This window comes from Streptomyces sp. ISL-100 (assembly GCF_018614615.1).
In the GTDB taxonomy this organism is placed as follows: Bacteria; Actinomycetota; Actinomycetes; order Streptomycetales; family Streptomycetaceae; genus Streptomyces.
In genome coordinates this window covers 1-20,475 of the sequence record NZ_JAGGOK010000052.1, presented here as the reverse complement: position 1 = coordinate 20,475, position 20,475 = coordinate 1, and the positions used below count along the sequence as shown (strand labels likewise).

At 69.4% G+C, this 20,475-nt stretch carries 16 protein-coding genes and 2 pseudogenes; 13 read left to right on the top strand and 5 right to left on the bottom strand.

Annotated features, from left to right (window positions below; translation table 11 throughout):
* From J7E89_RS23400 to J7E89_RS23390, 3 genes are all read left to right on the top strand, one after another.
* Positions 1–1,692, top strand: a 1,692-nt coding sequence (locus J7E89_RS23400; protein ID WP_214976348.1) for a helicase associated domain-containing protein, incomplete at its 5' end; no start/stop codon positions are given.
* A 46-nt stretch (positions 1,693–1,738) separates the two neighbouring features.
* The gene (locus J7E89_RS23395; protein ID WP_214976347.1) at positions 1,739–1,969 is read left to right on the top strand and encodes a hypothetical protein; all 231 of its coding nucleotides are present in this window, start codon (positions 1,739–1,741) and stop codon (positions 1,967–1,969) included.
* A 247-nt stretch (positions 1,970–2,216) separates the two neighbouring features.
* Positions 2,217–2,927: a hypothetical protein gene (locus J7E89_RS23390; RefSeq protein ID WP_214976346.1), complete on the top strand. Its 711-nt coding sequence runs from the start codon at positions 2,217–2,219 to the stop codon at positions 2,925–2,927.
* A 306-nt stretch (positions 2,928–3,233) separates the two neighbouring features.
* Here J7E89_RS23390 and J7E89_RS23385 read toward each other — a convergent pair.
* The 3 genes and pseudogenes from J7E89_RS23385 to J7E89_RS23375 all read right to left on the bottom strand — a co-directional run.
* Positions 3,234–3,471, bottom strand: a pseudogene (locus tag J7E89_RS23385) (GTPase); the annotation flags it as partial.
* A 78-nt stretch (positions 3,472–3,549) separates the two neighbouring features.
* Positions 3,550–3,909: a transglycosylase family protein gene (locus J7E89_RS23380; protein ID WP_374196865.1), complete on the bottom strand. Its 360-nt coding sequence runs from the start codon at positions 3,907–3,909 to the stop codon at positions 3,550–3,552.
* Between the two features lie 901 nt (positions 3,910–4,810).
* Positions 4,811–5,680, bottom strand: a complete 870-nt coding sequence (locus J7E89_RS23375) for an endonuclease/exonuclease/phosphatase family protein (RefSeq protein WP_214976345.1) — start codon at positions 5,678–5,680, stop codon at positions 4,811–4,813.
* 244 nt (positions 5,681–5,924) lie between these two features.
* Between J7E89_RS23375 and J7E89_RS23370 the strand changes: the two genes are divergently transcribed.
* From J7E89_RS23370 to J7E89_RS23340, 7 genes are all read left to right on the top strand, one after another.
* Positions 5,925–6,347 carry a hypothetical protein gene (locus tag J7E89_RS23370; protein WP_214976344.1) on the top strand — a complete coding sequence of 141 codons (423 nt, stop codon included), beginning with the start codon at positions 5,925–5,927 and terminating at the stop codon, positions 6,345–6,347.
* A gap of 349 nt (positions 6,348–6,696) precedes the next feature.
* A complete protein-coding gene (locus J7E89_RS23365; RefSeq protein ID WP_214976343.1) occupies positions 6,697–7,380 on the top strand; it encodes an IS6 family transposase in 684 nt (227 codons plus the stop codon).
* A 135-nt stretch (positions 7,381–7,515) separates the two neighbouring features.
* Positions 7,516–9,180, top strand: coding sequence for a Mu transposase C-terminal domain-containing protein (locus J7E89_RS23360; protein ID WP_214976342.1), 1,665 nt, complete (start codon positions 7,516–7,518; stop codon positions 9,178–9,180).
* The gene (locus tag J7E89_RS23355; protein ID WP_214976349.1) at positions 9,177–10,085 is read left to right on the top strand and encodes a TniB family NTP-binding protein; all 909 of its coding nucleotides are present in this window, start codon (positions 9,177–9,179) and stop codon (positions 10,083–10,085) included. Before J7E89_RS23360 ends, J7E89_RS23355 begins: the two co-directional genes overlap by 4 nt.
* Positions 10,082–11,281: a TniQ family protein gene (locus tag J7E89_RS23350; protein ID WP_214976341.1), complete on the top strand. Its 1,200-nt coding sequence runs from the start codon at positions 10,082–10,084 to the stop codon at positions 11,279–11,281. The genes J7E89_RS23355 and J7E89_RS23350 overlap by 4 nt, the downstream gene beginning before the upstream one ends.
* 157 nt (positions 11,282–11,438) lie before the next feature.
* Positions 11,439–12,032 (top strand): recombinase family protein, encoded by a 594-nt coding sequence (locus J7E89_RS23345; protein ID WP_214976340.1) that lies wholly within the window; start codon positions 11,439–11,441, stop codon positions 12,030–12,032.
* An 89-nt stretch (positions 12,033–12,121) separates the two neighbouring features.
* A complete protein-coding gene (locus J7E89_RS23340) occupies positions 12,122–12,889 on the top strand; it encodes an NAD(P)-binding domain-containing protein (protein WP_214976339.1) in 768 nt (255 codons plus the stop codon).
* 156 nt (positions 12,890–13,045) lie between these two features.
* Here the strand turns inward: J7E89_RS23340 and lysX are convergent, their stop codons facing one another.
* Positions 13,046–16,336 (bottom strand): bifunctional lysylphosphatidylglycerol synthetase/lysine--tRNA ligase LysX, encoded by a 3,291-nt coding sequence (lysX, locus tag J7E89_RS23335; RefSeq protein ID WP_214976338.1) that lies wholly within the window; start codon positions 16,334–16,336, stop codon positions 13,046–13,048.
* Between the two features lie 293 nt (positions 16,337–16,629).
* Between lysX and J7E89_RS23330 the strand changes: the two are divergent.
* A pseudogene (locus J7E89_RS23330) lies at positions 16,630–17,013 on the top strand (CapA family protein); the annotation flags it as partial.
* 9 nt (positions 17,014–17,022) lie between these two features.
* Here the strand turns inward: J7E89_RS23330 and J7E89_RS23325 are convergent.
* Positions 17,023–18,663, bottom strand: a complete 1,641-nt coding sequence (locus tag J7E89_RS23325; RefSeq protein WP_214976336.1) for a recombinase family protein — start codon at positions 18,661–18,663, stop codon at positions 17,023–17,025.
* A 193-nt stretch (positions 18,664–18,856) separates the two neighbouring features.
* Here J7E89_RS23325 and J7E89_RS23320 point away from each other — a divergent pair, with 193 nt between their 5' ends.
* Both J7E89_RS23320 and J7E89_RS23315 read left to right on the top strand, forming a co-directional pair.
* A complete protein-coding gene (locus tag J7E89_RS23320; protein WP_214976335.1) occupies positions 18,857–20,071 on the top strand; it encodes a site-specific integrase in 1,215 nt (404 codons plus the stop codon).
* Positions 20,068–20,448 (top strand): hypothetical protein, encoded by a 381-nt coding sequence (locus J7E89_RS23315; protein ID WP_214976334.1) that lies wholly within the window; start codon positions 20,068–20,070, stop codon positions 20,446–20,448. The genes J7E89_RS23320 and J7E89_RS23315 overlap by 4 nt, the downstream gene beginning before the upstream one ends.
* Positions 20,449–20,475 lie beyond the last annotated feature (27 nt).

Genomic DNA, 20,475 nt, shown 5'->3' with positions numbered 1-20,475 from the left:
GATCAAACCCGGAACGGTTCACAACAGCGTCTCCTGGCCGACATCGGGCTCACCCCTGAGGCGGTACAGGCGGCCCGGCCCCGCCGTAAGCACATGGCCAGCCACTTCCAGCGCGCCCTCGCTTGCGCCCGCGCCTTCGCCGAGGCCCACGGGACGCTGGTGAACGCGACCGCCGACACCGTCCAGGACGGACTGAAGCTGGGACAGTGGCTGGCCAACCAGCGCAGCAAGGACCGCGCCTACCAGCACCGCCACGGCACCCCCTCATCCCGGGCGCTGGCGCTGTCGGCGATCGATCCCTGGTGGAACCCGCCCTGGACACTGGAATGGCAGCGCTCCTGGCACCAGGCACACACCCACGTCCAAGACGGCTACGTCCTGGACGCCGCGGCCGGGTTCCCCGGCACCAGCAGCGCGCTCGCCACATGGCTGACCACCCAGTGCGCCCAGTACGACACCCTCCAGCCCGACCAGCAGGACCTGCTCGCACGTATCGGACTGACAGGGGAGACTGCCCGCAGCGCCGCCGCCCGGCCCGCCGAACGCGAGGCCGACTTCGCCGTCGGCCTCGGATACGCGCGCTCCTACCACGCGACGCACCAAACCCTCGCCGCCGCGATCGACACCATCCACGACGGATTCCAGCTCGGACGATGGCTGCGCCGGCAACGCCAGCACGCCCGTACCGACGCCCACCGGGGCGGGCCTCCCTCTGCCGCGGCGAAGGCGCTGGACAAGATCGATCCCTGGTGGTGCCCGCCCTGGAGCCTGGCGTGGCAACGCGCCTGGCAGCACATCCACGACCAGGTACAGGCCGGCCACCGGCTCGACGCCGACCACCCCGACCAGCAGCACCTCCTGGACGACATCGGCCTCACCCGCGAGAGGGCCCGCACCCGTCCCCTCAACCCGTACGCCGAGACCGCACTCGCGCATGCCCGCGCCTACGCCGCCACCCACCACACCCTGGCCGCGGCCTACTCCACCGTCCACGACGGCTTCCTCCTCGGCCGCTGGCTCAACGACCAACGCCAACAAGCCCGACGCGAGACCACCCCCACCGCCCGCCACCAGGCCCTCACCGCGATCGACCCATGGTGGAACCCGCCCTGGGACCTGGCCTGGCAACGCGCCTACACCCGCGCCCGCACCACGCAAAGCCGCCCCACCGGCCTACCGGCCGACGTACGCGCGTGGAGCACCGCACAGCGCACAGCCTGGGATCGTCTACGACCCGAGCAACAGAAACTCCTGACCGACCTGGGAATCGCGCCCGGCACCGCGGACGCCGCCGGCCAGCGGCGCAGGACCAGCCGTGTCTACCCGACAAGCCCAGGCCTCGCCCACGCACACGCATACGCCCAGACCCACGGCCACCTCTCCCCCAGCGCAGACACCCACCACGACGGCTTCCCCCTGGGCCGCTGGCTGGTACAAACACGCCGCAAAGCCCGCCAAGGACGCCTCTCCCCCAGCACCACCCAGGCCCTCGAGAACCTCGACCCCTGGTGGAACCCACCCTGGCCCCACACATGGCAACGCAGCTACCAACAAGCCAAGCTGCACCACCGCACCGGCCGGCTCCATCCTCCGCCCCTGCAGAAGTGGGCCGACAGACAACGCACCCGCTGGACCTCCCTCCACCCCACCCAGCAACACCTCCTCACCACCATCAACATCCACCCCGGATAGAACCGACAACACCGCCGTTGTCAGAGCCATGCGGAACAATCCAGCCATGGGCGAATCCCTCGCGACACAGTTCCTCAGCTCGGATCTTGAGACGGCTTGCCCCGCCTGCGGCTACCTGATGTGGATCCGCTACTCGGAGGTCGTTGCCCAGACCGCCGTGATCTGCCCCTGCTGCTACACCCAGGTCTGGCTAGTCGATGAGACCGGCAGCGCGCAGAACGCCGGCGACGTCGTCCAGCAGCAGATCTCACAAGCTCTGAAAGGCCTCTTCCGGTGAAGTACCAGCCGTACGCGAACGCCTACGCAAACTTATGACCGCGCCCTACTCCAGCGCCGGCCACGAAGTCCACCTCGCCGTCGCCTGGATCAACAGCCAGCCAGCCCTCAGAGGCCTACTTGAGGAGGCAGCCCGAGCAGAACCAGAGCTGAACCGAGACAGATTCCGCACTGGCCTGTCCCGCAGCGACCGGTTCTTCTGGCCAAGCCGAACGGAAGAAGGACGGGCCACCCTCGTCTGGGAACTGATGCAGGACATCGCCAAGGACGACGCAGAAGACCCGGAAGCTGGCTGGCGCGCCGCGAGCGACTACAGCACGAAAAGGAACATCCAGGACAGCTGGCGGGAGTTCGCCGAAGACATCCTGCAGCCCTTGTTCGACTTCCTCAGCGAACGCGTCGGCGCCGAGAGCAGCATCCTGCACACGCTCGAGCGCTACCGCACTCGCATCGAGTGGTTCGACCGCGAAGAGCTGTACACCCGCTTCGAAGCCGACCGCGCCAACGGCGAAGAGGTCTACAACCTCGACCTGCAGCGCTTCCTCTTCCTCGAAGGCGACCACATCACCCACGCCAAGCCCCGCTCAGCCTCCGGCGAAGCCGACCTCATTGGCGACCTCGACGGCCGTGACCCCCTCGTCTGCGACGGCAAGATCTTCGACGGAAGCAGTCGCGGCAAGGGCTACCTCGTCAAAGGCGTGCACCAGATCATCAAGTACGCCCACGATTACGGGCAGCACACCGCCTACCTCGTCATCTACAACATCACCGACAAGCTCCTCGAGCTGCCCACCGACGGCACCCCCGGCGCCTGGCCCCCGTACACCGAAATCTCCGGCGTCCGCGTCTACTTCATCCACGTCCGCGTCCTGCCACCTACCGCCACCGCCAGCAAGGCCGGCAAAGCCACCCGCGTCACCCTCACCCACGACGACCTCACCAACCCCGACACCACCTGACACGTCCCATCAAGTAGCAGCTCACTGAAACTGCACAACGCTCGATCAACCTGCGCACACCCGCGTACGAACAGGTCAGACACTCACCGCCCCCAGCCCCGAGGGCCCTCGGCACCACGGGCATCACCCAAAGGAACTGAGAAACCCCAGCTCGCAGTCACAACAACAGCTCAGAAGAACTGGGCGACGACACGGGCGGACGAGCTGGAGGAGCTCGGCATGATCTGGGACACCGAACGGCAGGACTGGACGCGCGGGTACGACGCCGCGCGGCGCTATTGGGAGCGGGAAGGCGACCTGGCGCTGCGTGCGCGGCTTGTGGAGGCCGGGGGTGTCGACCAGGGTCAGCTGCGCTTCGGGGCGGTGCACGATGCCGCGCACGGTGTGGCCGTGGTCTGCGGCCGGCTGGAGGTGATGGCGACCTTCTGGCCGACCAGAGCGTTCGTCAGGGTGGACTTGCCCGCGTTGGGGCGGCCGACGAAGCAGGCGAAGCCGGCCCGGTGGGGGCCTCGGAAGACTGGGTGCGAGCGCTCATGCGTGCCATTCCCCGATGTACGCCTCCGGGCCGACCAGTGCCGGCCCGGGGGCATTCAGGAGTGGCCCGCGGCTGTCCCCGCGGCTGTCAGAGTCCGGCCTTGGCGCCGCACACCGGCCAGGCGCCGATGCCCTGGCCCTGGAGCACCTTGTCGGCGACCTTTGCCTGCTCCTGCGGGGTGGCCTGGTGGGCGCTCGCGGCGTACGTGGTGCCGCCGTACGCGCTCCAGGTGGACTGCGTGAACTGCAGACCACCGGAGAAGCCGTTGCCGGTGTTCGCGTTCCAGTCACCGCCGGACTCGCACTGGGCGACCGCGGACCAGTCGGCGGCCGGGGCGGCGGACGCGTTGCCGGTGCCGGCGAGAACCAGCATGCCGGCGGCTCCCGCGGCGGCGACGGAACCGGTGATACGGCGGCGAAGGGTGGTGCGGTTCAGGGAGGAGAACACGTGAGGTGACCTTCGTTCGAGGATGGGGGCGGGGCGCCGGGGGGAGCGGGGCTCCCTGCTGGGCATGTCCTCCACCGTGACAGCGCGGGGCGCCCGGATCCACGGACCTTCGGGAGGGTGCGGGGGGCTTCCGGCCCGGCGCCTTGACGCCTTGGGCGCCGGCCCGAAGCCCCGGGCCGAAGGTCCCTCGGGTGCGGCGCGGTGGGCGGTCCCGCCGGTCCGGCCCACGCTCGCTCCGGGGGCCGACCGACCCCCACCGCCACCCGAGTGACCCTCGTCACACGAGGTCGGCGTCATGCCGGCCTGGCCCCCTGAACGGCCTTTCCCCTGACCCGCCCCGTCCTGCTGTGACATTTGGCGGCTCCGCCGCCATAAAGGCTTGCCAGCCGCTCTGCGGCGGGCTTGCCGAGCGGCATAGATGGCTTGCCGGCGTTCCAGGCGTACGGAGCCGATCGGTCATCGGGTCCACCGGTCACGCCGATCGGTCACAGGTCAGGACCGATGACCGATGACCGATTCAGGGCATGACCGATGGCCGGTCACGTGACCGATCTGATGGCCGGCGCGTGGCCGGTGACCGATTGCCTGGCCGGTCACCGGCGGCGCCGGGGGCATCGGGCCACACCGCCACGGCTCCCTGCCCGGCCACGTGACCGGTCGCCCGACGCCCCGTCGAAAAGGGGGAAACGGTCTCCTCTCTGTGGAGAGGAGATGGAGCGATGATCGTCCACGCGGGGCTTTGAGCGCCGATCTCCGCCCCGGATGACCGGATGGGCTCCGGGGCGGTTGATCGTCAGCGAGAGGCGCGCTCAGGGCCCTGTGTTGGGTGCTGATCAGTGCGGCGCCGCTGTGGCGTGGCGGCTACCAGCTGATCGTCAGGGGCGGGCGCGGGTGATCGACGTCAGTAGGTGAACGTCGTCAGTACCGCGAGGTGGTCGCTCGGCCAGTCCGCGCCGCCGCCGACCGTGGTCGAGGCGACCGCGTCGAGGGTGCCGCCCTTGTACTGGATGAAGTCGATGCGGTCCTGCGGCTCCGGGCGCCCGTCGGTGGACTTCACCACGGGGGACCAGGTGTTGCCCGGCTGTGCGGCCTCGTCGGGGTGCACCTCGCGGTACGAGTCCCAGTACCCCCCGTCCCAGAAGGCCTTGGTGGCCGGCCACTCGACCACCGAGTTGCAGTGGGCGGCCTTGGTGTCCGCCGTCCAGTCCAGGTGCGAGGGCGAGTTGAAGTCACCGGCGACGATGGCGGGGCTCGACCCGGCCCAGGTGACGACCTCCTTGGCCTGCTTGCCGCGGTTGGCCTCGTCGGCGTAGATCGTCGGGTAGGAGTCGTTGTCCCAACAGGCGTTGTAGGGGCCGTACTTGGTGTAGTCGAAGTGGACCGAATAGACCCAGAATCCCTTGATCTTCGCGGCGATCACCCCGTTGCCGGTGCCGGTGCGGTCCTGCTTCTCGAAGGGGAAACGGGAGACGATGTCGACGTGCGTGCCGGTCGCGGTGGTGTACCAGCCGAGACGGTCGGCGATGCGCTGCGCGGAGTCCGCGTCGTACTCCTGGAGGGCGACGACGTCGGCGCCCGCCTTGGTGATCTCGTTTGCGATCTTGGTGATGCCGTCGTCCACCCGGTTGCCGCCGTGCCAGGTGTTGAAGGTCATCACCTTCAGCGTCTGCGCCCGGGGCGCGACCTGTGCGGCGGAGGCCGGCCCGGTCAGGACGGTGGTCAGGGTGAGGACGGCCGCTGCGGTGGCTCGATGGAGCGTGATCTTCGACATGCCGTTCGTTGTAACAACCGGGTGCGGCGGAGTGCCGACGGGCGTGTGGAGATTCGGTGTCGGGATGGCGAACGGAGCTTCCGGGCCCGAAGTGCACGTGCCGTGCGGCACAGTTCTCATGCCGCTGTCGTACGCACGGTAGATGCCAGTGGGATGCGCAGGGTGATGTCAGTGGGTGCGCAGAGTCCGTGTCAGGAGACGGTGACGGCTCGGGAAGCATGCGCAAGCTGTAGAGCACGTTGTCGTGGAAGCGGTCGATGATGTCGCCGCGGGTGACCATGTCGGCGGCGGCGAGGTCTTCGAGGGCCTGGCGCTGAGCGGCGTCGTGGGTGTCGATACCGCCGTCGACCCAGACGCGCAGGAGCACCCCGGCCTCGGCGGGCTGGATGGGACCGCGTACGGACGGACGGAGGTTCTTCCGCCCGGCGATGGCGTCGGCCTGGTGGGGCGAGGGCTGCGTGGTGAGCGGCCGGGTGGCGGGCTGAAGGAGGCGGGCGCGTTGAAGGTCGGTGGCCAAGACGGAGAGGCGGCGCGGACCTGGACGGCGCCGGCGCCCTTGTCCTGCCACCTGGCGGTGAGCAGTTCCACGGCCGCCTCCGGTGCGGTGCCTGTAGGGTGCCATAGCCCTCGCACGTCCCTTGATCAGGTCTTTCGGGTCTGTCGCTGATCTTGTGACGCTGCCGGGTCAGGGCGTGAGGAGTACGCGCTTGCGGAGGAGGTCGAGATTGGCTCGCCCAGACCGCAGCGCGTCGACGCCCTCCCGTGATATTGACCATGAATACGGGCAAAACCATTTATACCCGGACATAACTTGCTTACGGTGCTGACCGTAAGCGCGTCCTCGCTCGACGGTCCACGAAGGGCCGGACAGCGGTGGAGGCGTCACAACTTCATATGGAGACGACATGGATCAGTCACTGCAAGACCAGCCGCCCACCTGCTCTGTCCCTGGCAGTCACGTTGGCTGCCGGGGATGGGATGATCTTGGGGTTGGCCGTGCTGGGAGGGGATCGCTGATGTCGACGACGCCGCCGTCGTACAAGGGCCACCGGTACCCGGTGGAGGTCATCTCCCACTGTGTGTGGCTGTACTTCCGGTTCCCGCTGAGCTTCCGCGAGGTCGAGGAGCTGATGCTCGAGCGCGGTGTGATCGTCTCCTACGAGACGGTCCGCCGGTGGTGTCCTAAGTTCGGTCAGGACTACGCCAACGCTCTGCGGCGCCGGCGTCCCCGCCCCGGGGACAAGTGGCATCTGGACGAGGTCTTCGTCAAGATCAACGGCGAGCAGCGGTACCTGTGGCGGGCCGTCGACCAGGACGGCAACGTGCTCGACATCCTCGTGCAGAACCGGCGCGACAAGGCCGCGGCCAGGCGTTTCTTCAGGAAGCTGATGAAGACGACCCCCTCGGTGCCCAGGGTGGTGGTCACCGACAAGCTCCGCTCCTACGGCGCCGTCCACCGCGAGGTCATCCCCTCCGTCGAGCACCGCGCCCACAAAGGCCTGAACAACCGTGCGGAGAACAGCCGCCAACCCACCAGGCAACGCGAACGCGCCATGAAGGGCTTCCGCACGGTCGGCGCGGCCCAACGCTTCCTGGCCGCGTTCAGCGGCATCTCACCCCACTTCCGACCCCGACGCCACCTCATGACCGCCACCGAGCACCGCACCGAAATGATCAAACGCTTCGCGATCTGGGTGTGAATGTCCGTAGTCGCGTGCACGGATGAGCTGGGGATTCGCCGCCGAGTGCAGGGAAGTGCGAACTCCCAGACGGTCCGAAGTCGCCTGCGCTACGGTCGACTTGGCCGTAGTCGTATGCGCGACGGGGGCTTCGGGATGGTCGATGGACCGGTGGCCGAGCGCGGGGTGCTGACCGCGCCAGACGAGCTGTGGGATGCCGTAGTGAGGCAGGCCGAGGTGATAGGTCCGCTCGCTGCGAAGGACACGGTGGGGCTGGCGGACGCGGACGAGGCAGCCGCGATGCTTCAGATCTCCCGGCGCCAGGTGTACGTGCTGGTCGGGCGGTGGCGGGTGGGTGAAGGGGTGGTATCAGACCTGCTGCCGGGCCACTCCAGCGGTGGGCGCGGCGGTGGACGTCTGTCCGGTGAGGTCGAGGCGATCGTTCAAGAGGTACTGCGCACCCGGTACCTGACGCGGCAGCGCCGAACCGTAGCGGTGATCCACCGGGAGATCACGCGCCAGTGCCGGGCTCGTGATCTGCAAATTCCCTCACGCGGAACGGTGCGACGCCGGATCGCACAGCTGGACCCGGTTGCTTCCACCACGGCGCGGGAGGGAAGCGAGGCAGCCCGTCCGCTGCGGTCAGCGGGCGGCATGCCGCCCGAGGTCACTGCGGTGTTGGAGCAGGTCCAGGTCGACCACACGCCGGTGGATGTGATCGTGGTGGACGAGCAGCACCGGCTGCCGATCGGCCGGCCGTATCTGACGGCGGCGATCGACGTGGTCAGCCGATGTGTGGTGGGCCTGGTGATGACGCTGGAGGCACCGTCGGCGACCTCGGTGGGGCTGTGCCTGGCGCATGCGGCCACCGACAAGCGGCCGTGGCTGGAGAGGCTGGGGGCCGAGGTGGTGTGGTCGATGAGCGGCAAACCGCGCGAGCTGTATGTGGACAACGCCGCAGAGTTCAAGAGTGAGGCTCTGCGTCGCGGTTGCGACCAGCACGGCATCAGGCTGCGCTACCGGCCGCCCGGCCTGCCGCACTTCGGTGGGATCATCGAGCGGCTGATCGGCACGATGATGGAGATGGTCCACGAGCTGCCAGGCACCACGTTCTCCAATACCGCCGAGCGCGGCGCCTACGACAGCGACGCCAAGGCCGTTTTGACCTTAAGGAAGTTGCAGCGGTGGCTGGCCTTGGCGGCGTGCTGCTACCACGGCCAGGTGCACGAGGGGTTGGGCCGCACCCCGGCGGGGGTCTGGGCGGAGATGGCCGCGGTGGCCTCGCCGGTGATGGTGACCAATGAGACCGCGTTCTTGGTGGACTTCCTGCCGGTGGTCCGGCGGACGTTGTCGCGGTCGGGGTTCGTCATCGACCACGTGCAGTACTACAGCGACGCGCTGAAGACGTGGATCGCCCGCCGCGAGCGGCTGGGCCGGTTCGTCCTGCGTCGCGATCCGCGCGACATCAGCCGTATCTGGGCCCTGGACCCGGACCAGGACACCTACGTGAAGGTTCCCTACCGGACGCTGTCGAGGCCGCCGATCAGCGTGTGGGAGCAGAAGGCGGCCGTCGCGCGGCTGCGCGAGCTGGGTCGCGCCGAGGTCGATGAGAACGCGTTGTTCGCCATGGTGGCGCAGATGCGCGAGATCACCGAGGTCGCCGCGGCCAGCACTCGCAAGGCCCGCCGGGACCGACAGCGCCGCACCGAGGCGCCGCCCGGTCCCCGGCGGCCGACGCCGCCTCCGAAGCCGCCTGCCCCGCCCGCCAACCAGGGCGGGGAGGCTGTGGCCAGGCCGTTTGAGGTGATCGAGCAGTGGTGAACGAGGACGAGCCGGTGGATCTGTCGCACCTGCACCCGGCCGCGCAGCAGATCGCGCGGCTGCCGGACGCCGAGCGGCTGCGGTACGTGCGGGCGGACCGGTGGATCGGCTACCCGCGCGCCATAGAGGCCCTGGAGCGGCTGGAGACGCTGTTGTCGTGGCCGTCCAAGCAGCGGATGCCGAATCTGCTGCTGATCGGGCCGACGAACAACGGCAAGTCGATGATCGTGGAGAAGTTCCGCCGCACCAACCCGCCGATATCGCACCCGGACCGCGAGGAGATTCCCGTGCTGGCGGTGCAGATGCCCTCCGATCCGTCGGTGATCCGCTTCTACACCGCGCTGCTGGCCGCGCTCGGTGCCCCACTGCGGGCCCGCTACCGGCTGGCCGACGTGGAGCAGTTGACGCTGCGGCTGCTGCGGTCGGCCGGAGTGCGGATGCTGGTGATCGACGAGCTGCACAACGTCCTCGGCGGACGCGGCGACCGCCGCCGGGAGTTTTTGAACCTGCTGCGTTTCCTGGGTAACGAGTTGCGCATCCCGCTGGTCGGCGTCGGCACCCGGGATGCCTACCTGGCTATCCGAGCCGACGACCAGTTGGAGAACCGGTTCGCGCCGCTGACGCTGCCCCGCTGGGAGGCAGACGCCGACGCCTGCTCGCTGTTGGCCAGCTTCGCCGCGGCGTTCCCGCTGCGCAGGCCCTCGCCGATCGCCACCGCCGAGATGGCCGGCTACCTGCTCACCCGCAGCGAGGGCACGATCGGCGAGCTGGCCCATCTGCTCACCGACGCCGCGGTGGCCGCGATCGAGTCCGGTGAAGAGGCCATCAACCAGCGCACTCTGCTGCTGGCGCCGTACGACGGGCCGACCGAGCGGCGTCGGCTGTTCGAGCGCGAGCTGACGTGAGCCCACCGCGGCGCTGGCCTCTGCACCCTCAGCCCCGCCCTCTGGAGTCGCTGTCGTCATGGCTGGACCGGCTGGCCGGGCTGTACGAGATGCCGGTGAAGGACCTACTCACCCGCAACCTCGGCCTGGTCGACCCGGACGTCCCGGCAGACCTCGACTACGACCCGCCGATGGCGATGCTCACCGCGCTGGCCGAGCGCGCCGGGGTCGAGCTCGCCCGGCTGCGGGCGATGACGCTGGCCGGCTGGGAACCGTGGCTGTTCGACAAACTCACCGTGCCGCTCCAGGACACGCAGCCGATGTTCGACGCCTACGTCCGGGACAACTCCGTGCTCCTGGTTCCCGGGGAGGCCGGCACCAACCAGGTCAACCGCTGGAGGCGCTGGCCGGGACCATGGCTCGGATACTGGCCACTGCACCGGGCCTGCCCCGTGTGCGCCGCCGACCCCGGGCGCGGGCGGGCCCTGTTGTGGCGGCTGCCGCTGATGACCGGCTGCGTCGAGCACGGGTGCCGCCTGGAAGACGCCACCGCGGTCGCTCTGTCCGTCGCCGTCGGCCAGGAGGGACCGGGCCCCGTGCCGCTGGCCGAACCGCTGGCCACCGTGGACCGCTACACCTACGAAGGACTCACCACCGGGCGGGTCACCCTGCCGGGCCGCAGCGTGCACGCCGGGGTCTGGTTCCGGCTGCTGCGCTGCCTGCTGGACGAGGTCAGCCTCTCCCCGAGCGGCCGACGCAACCACGGCCGGGCCACACTGGAACAGGTGTGGCAGGCTGCCGGGCTCGAAGAGCGCGCCGGGTTGACCACCTGGCGGCCCTACGAACACCTCAAGCCCGACGTCCAAGAGGCGATGCTGCACGCCGCCGCCACCGCCCTGCATCTGGTCGCCGATGGGACCATCATCGCCTTCGGCCGCCTCGCCTCCACGCTGCGGCTGGAGCACCGGCACATCTACGACGGCGACCGGCAGCCCCCGCACCGAAGTTCCTGGCAGGAGGCCATAGCCGAGATGGAGACGGCTCTCGCCCTGGCGCGCACGGACCGAGACGCCGCCCGGCAGCTCTTGATCTTGCTCACCCTCGGCTGCCGAACCCTCGACCGGTTCGAAGAAGAGCGCGCCTTCTTGTTCGGCGTCGGCGTGCCCGCCGACTTCCTGCCCAGCGCCCGCAATCTCGGTCGCACCGACCTTGCCTGATGCATGTTCCACATCCATGGAAGTGGAACATGGCATCCGGCGGCCCGTCAGGGTATGTGCATCCAGGGCGGATCGCCACGGCGCCCGTTCCGTAAGTCGTTCCATAAAGAGCGTTCCGGAACTCCCGTACGGAGTCGACTTCCGGTACGGTCCGGCCATGGGAACCGACAAGCGCCACCCCGCGGGCGGACTCGAACTCGCCTACGCCCGGGTCTCCACCACCAAACAGAGCCTGGAGCGCCAGCTCGACGCACTGAACGCAGCGGGCATCCCCGACGAACGCACCTACGTCGACAAGAAGAGCGGCGCCACCGTCGACCGCCCCGGCCTGGTCGACCTGCTCGCCTACGCCCGCCCCGGTGACACCGTCGTGGTGTACACCCTCGACCGGCTCGGCCGGAACCTGCGCGAAGTCCTCAACCTCGTCCACGACCTGAGCGAGAAGAACATCGGCGTGCGCTCCCTGGCCGACCCCCTGCCGATCAACACCGCCGACGAAGGCATGGGCCGCATCGCCTTCCTGCTCCTGGCCCTCTTCGCCGAAATGGAACGCACCTTCACCGCGGAGCGCGCCGCCCACGCCCGCGCCGTCGCCGAAGCCGCCGGCCGCCACATCGGCCGACCTGTCGCCCACCCCGCCGACAAGATCGAATACGCCAGGCTCCTCAAGGAGCAGGGCAGCAGCCTCGGCCAGATCGCAGCCAAGACCGGCATCCCCAAGACCTCCCTGCACCGCTACCTCCAGGCGTAACGGCACCGGACTCTCTCTGACCCCAGGTGCAAGTAGCGGTGTCACGGATGGGAGTCTGGGGTCACCACTGGCAAGTCGTTCAAGGAGACATGGTGAAGCGCATCGGGATCATCGGCGTGGGTGAAATCGGCCGCGCCATCGTGGACGGCCTGTGCGACGGCGTCGAGGACGCGCCGGAGATCTTCCTCTCTCCCCGCGGGGTCAGCACCTCCGCCGAGCTGGCCCAGCGCTATCCGACCGTGCGGGTGTGCGCCGACAACCAGGACGTGGTGGACCGCTCCGAGGTGGTGGTGATCGCCGTCCGCCGGGAGGACCGTTCCGAGGCCCTCGCCGGACTCCGGGTCGACAGCGCCCGCGTCGTGGTCAACGTCATGGCCGGCGTCGGTATCGACGATCTGCACCAGACACTCGGCACCGACGCCCCGCTGGTACGCGCCATCCCCCTGCCCGCCGTGCGCGAGCGCCGGTCCGTCACCGTCATCTGCCCCTCCCATCCGGTCGTGGACAGCCTCTTCGACCGCCTCGGCGGATCGCTCCCCGTCTCGGACGAGGCGGCCTTTAACGTCTTCTCCGCGCTGACCGGCACGCTGACCACCCATTACTCGTACCTGGCCACGCTCACCGCCTGGGCCGACCGGCAGGGCGTTCCGTCCGCGGAAGCGGACCGGTACATCCGCAGCCTCTTCCAGGGCACCGGGCGCGCCCTGGGTGACGAGAGCCGCTCCCTGCACCAGCTCGCGGCCGACCACGAGACACCGAACGGCAACAACGAACGCATCCGCACCACGTGGTTCGACACGGCCAACTCCGACGCTCTGGGGAAGGCACTTGACGCGCTTCTCTCCGACCTCAAGTAGTCACGTGGACGGAGACGGACAGCCAGCGATGTGCTGTCGCCGCTGCACGTGACTTCCACAGACGGCCCCGCAGTTACGGGAGCCGACCGTCAGCGCGTGCAGCCAACTCCGGCCGCCCGTGCAGCCGACTTTGGAAACTGACACCGGTGGCGACGATCATTGGCGGCGGACCAGCGGGAACGGCAGCGTCTCGCGGATGGTCAGGCCGGTGAGGAACATGACCATGCGGTCGACACCGATACCGAGCCCGCCGGTCGGCGGCATCGCGTACTCCAGTGCGTCCAGGAAGTCCTCGTCGAGTTCCATGGCCTCCGGGTCGCCTCCGGCCGCGAGCAGCGACTGGGCGGTGAGGCGGCGGCGCTGCTCGACGGGGTCGGTCAACTCCGAGTACGCCGTGCCCAGTTCCGTACCGAAGGCGACGAGGTCCCAGCGTTCGGCGAGGCGGGGGTCACGGCGGTGCTCACGGGTGAGCGGAGAGACGTCGGTCGGGAAGTCCTTGTAGAACGTGGGCAGCTGGGTCTTCTCCTCGACGAGCCGTTCGTACATCTCTAGGACGACGTCTCCTCGGGTGTTCTCGGGAGTGTGGGGCACTGCGGCCCGGTCGCAGAAGCGGCGCAGGAGGTGCTCCTCAGTGTCCGCGTCGACCTCTTCACCGAGAGCCTCGGAGACGGCGACGTAGAGCGTTTTGACCGGCCAGGGTCCCGAGATGTCGTGTTCGACCAGACGCCCGTCCGGACCGGCCTTCCGGGCGATGGGGGCGCCGAAGGCCGCGGTGGCCGCGCCCTGGATCAGCTCGCGGGTGAGGTCGAGCATCACGTTGTAGTCGGCGAAGGCCTGGTAGGCCTCCAGCATCGTGAACTCGGGGTTGTGCTTGTAGGAGACGCCCTCGTTGCGGAAGGTGCGGCCCATCTCGAAGACCTTCTCCACGCCGCCGACGCAGAGCCGTTTGAGGTAGAGCTCGGGGGCGATCCGCAGGTAGAGGTCGAGGTCGTAGGCGTTGATGTGGGTGGTGAAGGGCCGGGCGTTGGCGCCGCCGTGGATCTGCTGGAGCATCGGCGTCTCGACCTCCAGATAGCCCCGGTCCAGGAGTCCCTGGCGCAGTGCCTGTACGGCGGTGGAGCGGGCGCGTACGACATCGCGGGCTTCCGGGCTCGCGATGAGGTCGACGTAGCGGTTGCGGACCTTGGCCTCCGGATCGGCGAGGCCGCGGCGTTTGTCGGGGAGCGGGCGCAGGCATTTGCCGGTGAGCTGCCAGTCGGTAACGAAGAGGGTGAGCTCGCCGCTGTTGCTGGTGCCGATGGTGCCGGTGGCGCTGATGTGGTCGCCGAAGTCGATGTCGCGGGTGAAGCGGGCAAGGACGTCGGCGCCTGATCCGTCCCGGGTCAGGGCGAGCTGGAGGTCGCCCGACCAGTCGCGGAGCACGGCGAAGACGACGCCGCCGAGATCGCGTACGACCATCACGCGCCCGGCCACGGCAGCCGCCGCTCCGGGCGTGGGCGTGGCCCGGATTCCGGCCGCGGTGTGGGTGGGTGGGGGCAGGCCCACGGGGTAGGGATCGGTGCCGGCGGCCCGTAGCCGGTCCAGCTTCTGGTGGCGTACGCGGACCTGGTCCGGGAGCCTGCGCTCGCCGGTGGCCGCCGCGTCGGGGTCCACGAGGCCCAGGGCGTCGATGGTGGGCAGGCCCGCGGTGGTGGCCGGGGTCGTGACGGCGCCGGGGCGGCGGGCGCCCTTGCCGCGGAGCTTGCGCAGACTGGGCACGGAGACGAAGCCCTCGGCGATGCCGGAGGCCAGCCCGACACGGGCGAGGGAGCCCGCATCTGCGTAGCAGAGGAAGCGCGGGAACCAGGCGGGCTGGTATTTGACGTTGGAGCGGTAGAGGGCCTCGAGCTGCCACCACTTGGAGAAGAAGAGCAGCAGTCCGCGCCAGAGGCGGAGTACCGGGCCCGCGCCGATGCGGGCGCCCTCCTCGAAGGCGGAGCGGAAGACGGCGAAGTTGAGGGAGACACGGTGCACGCCGAGCTTGGGGGCGTACGCGCAGAGCTCGGCGACCATGAACTCCATGACGCCGTTGGGAGCGGCGCGGTCGCGGCGCATCAGGTCCAGCGAGATGCCGTCCCTGCCCCAGGGGACGAAAGAGAGCAGCGCGATCAGCCGGTCGTCGGCGTCGAAGGCCTCGACCAGGAGGCAGTCGCCGTCCTCCGGGTCACCGAGCCGGTCGAGCGCCATGGAGAAGCCGCGTTCGGTCTCGGTGTCGCGCCAGGCGTCGGCCCTGCCGACGATCTGCTCCATCTCGTCGTCGGAGAGCGTCGAGTGGCGCCGGATCACGGTGCGGGCGCCCGTTCTGCGGACCCGGTTCACAGCCTGCCGGGTCACCCGCATATCGCGGCCGTCCAGGTCGAAGCGCGCGACCTGGAGGATCGCCTCGTCGCCGAGCTGGATCGCGCCGAGCCCGGAGCGGGCGTAACCGGTGGCGCCCCCCTCGGACGCGCCCATCACGGCGGGGGCCCAGGCGTACCGCTTGGCGACGTCCAGCCAGGCGTCGATCGCCGGGGTCCACGCCGCCCGGTCGCCGACCGGGTCGCCGCTGGCCAGGCAGACTCCGGCCTCGACGCGGTAAGTCACGGCGGCCTTGCCGCTGGGTGCGAAGACGACCGCCTTGTCGCGGCGGGTGGCGAAGTAGCCGAGCGAGTCCTGGGCTCCGTACGCCGCGAGGAGCGCGCGGATACGGGGCTCCTCGTCGCCGTGGAGCGAGGCTTCCATGCGCTGGGAGCGGAAGAGCGTGATGGCTGCCCAGAGCAGGGCGATCGCGCCGAAGAGGCCGAGGAAGAAGAAGAGCGCGCGGGGCGGCCGGCCATCGTAGTGGTTCGCGGAGACCAGGCCCCCGAGCACCCGGTCGGCGGCCCAGAGCAGCCGCTGGCCGCGCGGGAGGGTGCCGGGGAAGAGTTCGACCAGTCCCCAGCCGGCCAGCACACCGGCGGCGAGGCCGAGGACGAGCACGACGACCGCTCGCCGCAGGGAGCCGCGTCTGGTCTCGGCGTAGAACTGCTCCCGCGTCAGGACGAGCAGGGCGAGGGCGGCGATACAGAGGACCAGGCTGGGCGCCCACATCCAGTCGGAGTCCAGCAGGAGCAGCAGGATGTCCGCGATCACCAGCAGCGTCAGATAGATGACAACGAGCCACCAGGCGACCTTCTTGCGCGCCCCGATCGCCGCGGCGAGCAGCAGCAGGAAGACGGCGTACGCGAGGTTGGCGCTGACCGGGACGGTGACGGTGTCGAGGAGGCGCGCGACCGGCCGCAGCAGATGACGCAGTGTCAGACTGAGGGCCAGGATCCCGCAGAAGAGCCCGAGGGTCCCGAAGAACATCGCGAAGGCGCCCGGCACTCTGCTCAGCAAACGGCTACGCCTGGGAGGGGTCTCCGGAGTCTCCGGCACGCTCACACTCATAAGCCGACTCTAAGGAGGCCCTGACCAGGCCGCCTGTCGGGAGCCGACAGCCTCACTGCCGTGACAAAGCAGCAGCATCACCAGTTCAAGCGCGGCACGGACGGCCGCGAGCGGTCGCTCGGAGCGATGAATGGTGCGACGAGCGGTCGGCGGACGGCACTACGTCCGCTTAAGTGACTTAGCGGCGTTTAATCATATTTGTTCTTGACTGGGCGGTACTTCCCCGCGTGGATGCAGTGGACCGGCTGCATGACAACCGGCCCACCATACCCCACCACGACGGAGCCAGGCCGATGACAAAGCGCACGCGACACGGAGCGGTGGCCATCACCGCCGCCGCACTGCTCACCGCCGGCACAGGCTGCGCGGAGCAGACAGCCCCACCGGCACGGGTGGCACCGGCCGCACCCCATCAGGCATCGGCGCACTCCACGCCTTCGGCGGCGGGCGGCAGCGTCACGGCCCCGCGCGGCTTCACACTCGTGGCCAGCGGTGACGTGCTCCCGCACGCCTCGATCATCCGCCAGGCCAAGGCGGATGCCGTGGGCGACGGCTACGACTTCCGTCCGATGCTCGCCGGCGTCGAGCCGGTCGTCTCCCGGGCTGACCTCGCGATCTGCCACATGGAGACGGTGTACGGCGACGGCGGCCCCTACACCGGCTACCCCACCTTCAAACCCCGTGCTTCATACTGCGCCTCCTTGGGCTGATTCGGTGGGTGTTTCGGTTGGTGCTGGTCGTGGGGCTGGTGGCCGTCCGATCCGGGGCCGGTCCAGGTCGGGGCCGGGCAGGTAGTAGAAGTACTCGCCCTTGTCGTTGGCGACGCGGCCGGTCAGGAGTCCGGCATCGCGCCACTTCTTGACGGTGTTCGTGTGCAGATCGAGGCGGCGGGCGATCTCGCGCAGGCTCAACATGCCCTGGTCCGCGAGTCGTTGGGGATGACTGCGCAGTCCGTACCGAATTCGGAGATGACGCACGATCGTCGGCTTCAAGGGCTGTCCGGTGCCGCTGACGTGACCACGCTCGGTGAGGATCTCCGCGACCTGGCCGTCGGTGTGGTCGTCGAGGAGCTCGTCGATGGCGGCGACGATCTCCGGCGGGGTCTGGCGGATCTGCCAGGAGGCGAGGGGGACGGGCCTGGTCAGGGTGTGTTCCTGGCCGCCGGTGAGGCGGACGTGGACGGTGATCTGGTCGGCCCGGATCAGGGTGACGTCGGAGACGAGCAGTCTGACCAGGCGTTTTCGTTCCCGCATCGGGGTGTCGGAGTCGTTCCAGAGAGCGGGGAAGTCGGCGGCCAGGGAGGTGATCCGGGCCCGCTGGGCGTCGTCGAGGACGCCGTGGCCGTCGTTTCTGGCGTTCTCGTATGTGTCGCGGGCGGCGGTGAGTTCCCGCAGGGCGGCATTCCAGTCGGCTTCGAGGCTCCCGGCGACGAGCCGGTTGTCGGGGTCGACGGCGAGATAGCGGCGTCTTGCCAAGTCCACCTGATACTGGGCTCGTTCGACACCGGCGGCTCGCAGCCGCTCGGCTTCGTCGGCGCGGGCGGCGAGCTCGCCGGCGACCGCGAGGGATGCGGCGATCGCGTGCGGGGTGAGAGCCTCGACCAGGAGGCGGCTGACCGCGTGGTCGACCACGGCGCCGTGCACTCGCTGGCAGATCGGGCTGCCGTACTCGATGCCCTTGGCCTGGCACACATACTCCGGCTCCAGGCCGTGCTTGCGGTGGTGATAGCGCACGGTCATGCGACGCCCGCAGAGCCCGCACATGGTCATACCCTGCAGCAGGGCCGGGCCCTCACGGGCGGGGCCGTGGCGACGGTCCTTGCCATAGGAGACGGCGTTCGCGGTGAGACGGGCCTGGTTGGCCTCGTACTTGTCGAAGGAGATGTATCCGACGTGGGCGTCGGGGAACAGGGCGATCCATTGCTCGCGGGGCTGCAGAGCCGGCCCGCTCTTCCCACTGGCACCGAGTTTGTGCTGGTAGCGGCCATAGACGAAGGCGCCGGCATATCGCGGGTTGTGCAGGATCTGCAGCACCCGTGAGTGCGCGATCGGCCCCCAGACGACCTTGCCCTTGTCCGGGCCGGACTGGACCCTGCGCGGCAGCAGCAGTTGTTGCCGGTTGAACTCCTTGACCACGCCGGTGGCCGAGCCGGTGGTGTCGAACAGCGTGAACACGGTCCGGATCGCCTGCTGGATCGCGGTGTCCGGGTCGAGAACGACCTTCCCGGCGCCGTCATAGACCAGCCCGATCGGCAGCGGCTGGATCAGCTCCCCGCGCCGGGCTTTGGACAGCTGCCCGCCCCGCAGGCGGGCCTTGAGCAGGTGCAACTCCGCCTCTTATGCGGACCCTGCCGTTATGCCGCCGTACGGTGGTGCCGCCCTGGTCGTGGGCCTGGGCACCGTTGCATCGATCGGCATAATCATGGGGCTTTAAGGGGATGTTCGCAGGTTCCGGATCGTCCTGCTGGTTCTTTTCGTTGCACGGCCCCTGACAGGGGTCACTGAACGAGAGGAGACGATCATGACGACGGTTCCGTGTTGGGCTCGGGTGCGTGGTCCGCTGGCTCCGTACGCCGTGGCCTTCCGGGTTGAGCTGGAGCGGCTGGGGTATACGCCGCTGACGGCGGCCGGGCACCTGCGGTTGGTGGCCCACCTGAGCCGCTGGATGCTCGAGCGGCACCTGGAGCCCTCGGCGTTGACACAGACCACGGTGGACGCCTACTTCGCCGAGCGTCGCGCGCTCGGCTACGTCAACTCCGTCACCGGCCGATCCCTGCGGCCGCTGCTGGACTACCTGCGGCGCTTGGGGGTGGCCCCGCCGGTGACACCGGCGGCGCCGACGACACCGGTGGAGGTGCTGTTGGTCCAGTACCGGGACTACCTGAGCGTCGAGCGGGGCCTGGCGGCCACGACCGTCGAGCTGAACGTGCGCCTGGTGCGCCCGTTCCTGCTTGGTCTGGCACGGGCCGAGGGCCGCCTTGACCTGGGCGGACTGGGCGCGGGTGAGGTGACCGCGTTCGTGCTGGAGCAATCCCGCCAGCGACCGGGTTCGGTGGGGCGGATGGTGACCGCGCTGCGGTCCCTGCTCGGTTTCCTCCATATCGGCGGCGTGATCGAGAAACCGCTGTCCACGGCGGTGCTGGCGGTGCCCGGCTGGACGCAGACCAGCCTGCCCAAGGGGCTGCCGGACGAGCAGGTCACGGCGCTGCTGGCCTCCTGTGATCGAGGTTCGGCGACCGGGTGCCGGGACTTCGCGATCCTCACCTTGCTCGTCCGCCTCGGCTTGCGGGCCGGAGAGGTCGCCGCACTGACCTTGTCCGACATCCACTGGCGACACGGTGAGATCACCGTGCGGGGCAAGGGCAACCGATGTGACCGCTTGCCGCTGCCAGCCGATGTCGGAGAAGTCATCGTCGACTACCTGCGCGACGGGCGCCCGGAGCGCGCGCAGGAGGGCACCGTCTTCGTCCGCGCCCAGGCCCCCTACCGGGCGCTGACCTCCAACGGAGTCACCACGGTCGTGGTCATCGCGGGCCGACGGGCCGGCCTGGGCCTGATCGGCGCCCACCGGCTGCGGCACTCCGCGGCGACCGCGATGCTGGGCGCCGGCGGATCGCTGACCGAGATCGGGCAGGTGCTACGCCATCAGCGCCTGCTGACCACCGCGATCTACGCGAAGGTCGACCACGGGACGCTGCGGCAGCTGGTCCGTCCCTGGCCCGGTGATGAGGCATGAGCACACGCCGGTCTCTACGCCTGGAACTGGACCACTACCTGGGCCTGCGCCGTGCGTTGGGGTTCAAGCTCCACAACGTCGGACGGCTGCTTGGCCAGTTCGTCGACTACCTCGATGAGCACGGCGTTCACGTGCCCGCCACCGAGTCCGCACTGGCCTGGGCAACGCTGCCCGCTGGGGCCTCGAGCAGTTGGCGGGCGATCCGTCTGTCTGCGGTGCGGGGCTTCGCCGCCTATCTGCACAGCATCGACCCCAGCGTCGAGGTCCTCCCGGCCGGGCTGATCCGCCATGGACCGGACCGCGCCACCCTGAGGGTGCCGACAACCCTGTCACCTACGCTGAGCTGCGGCTTCAGGGTCACGATGTGGTCACATTGAGGGTGTTCGCGAGCCCGTCGGCGCACC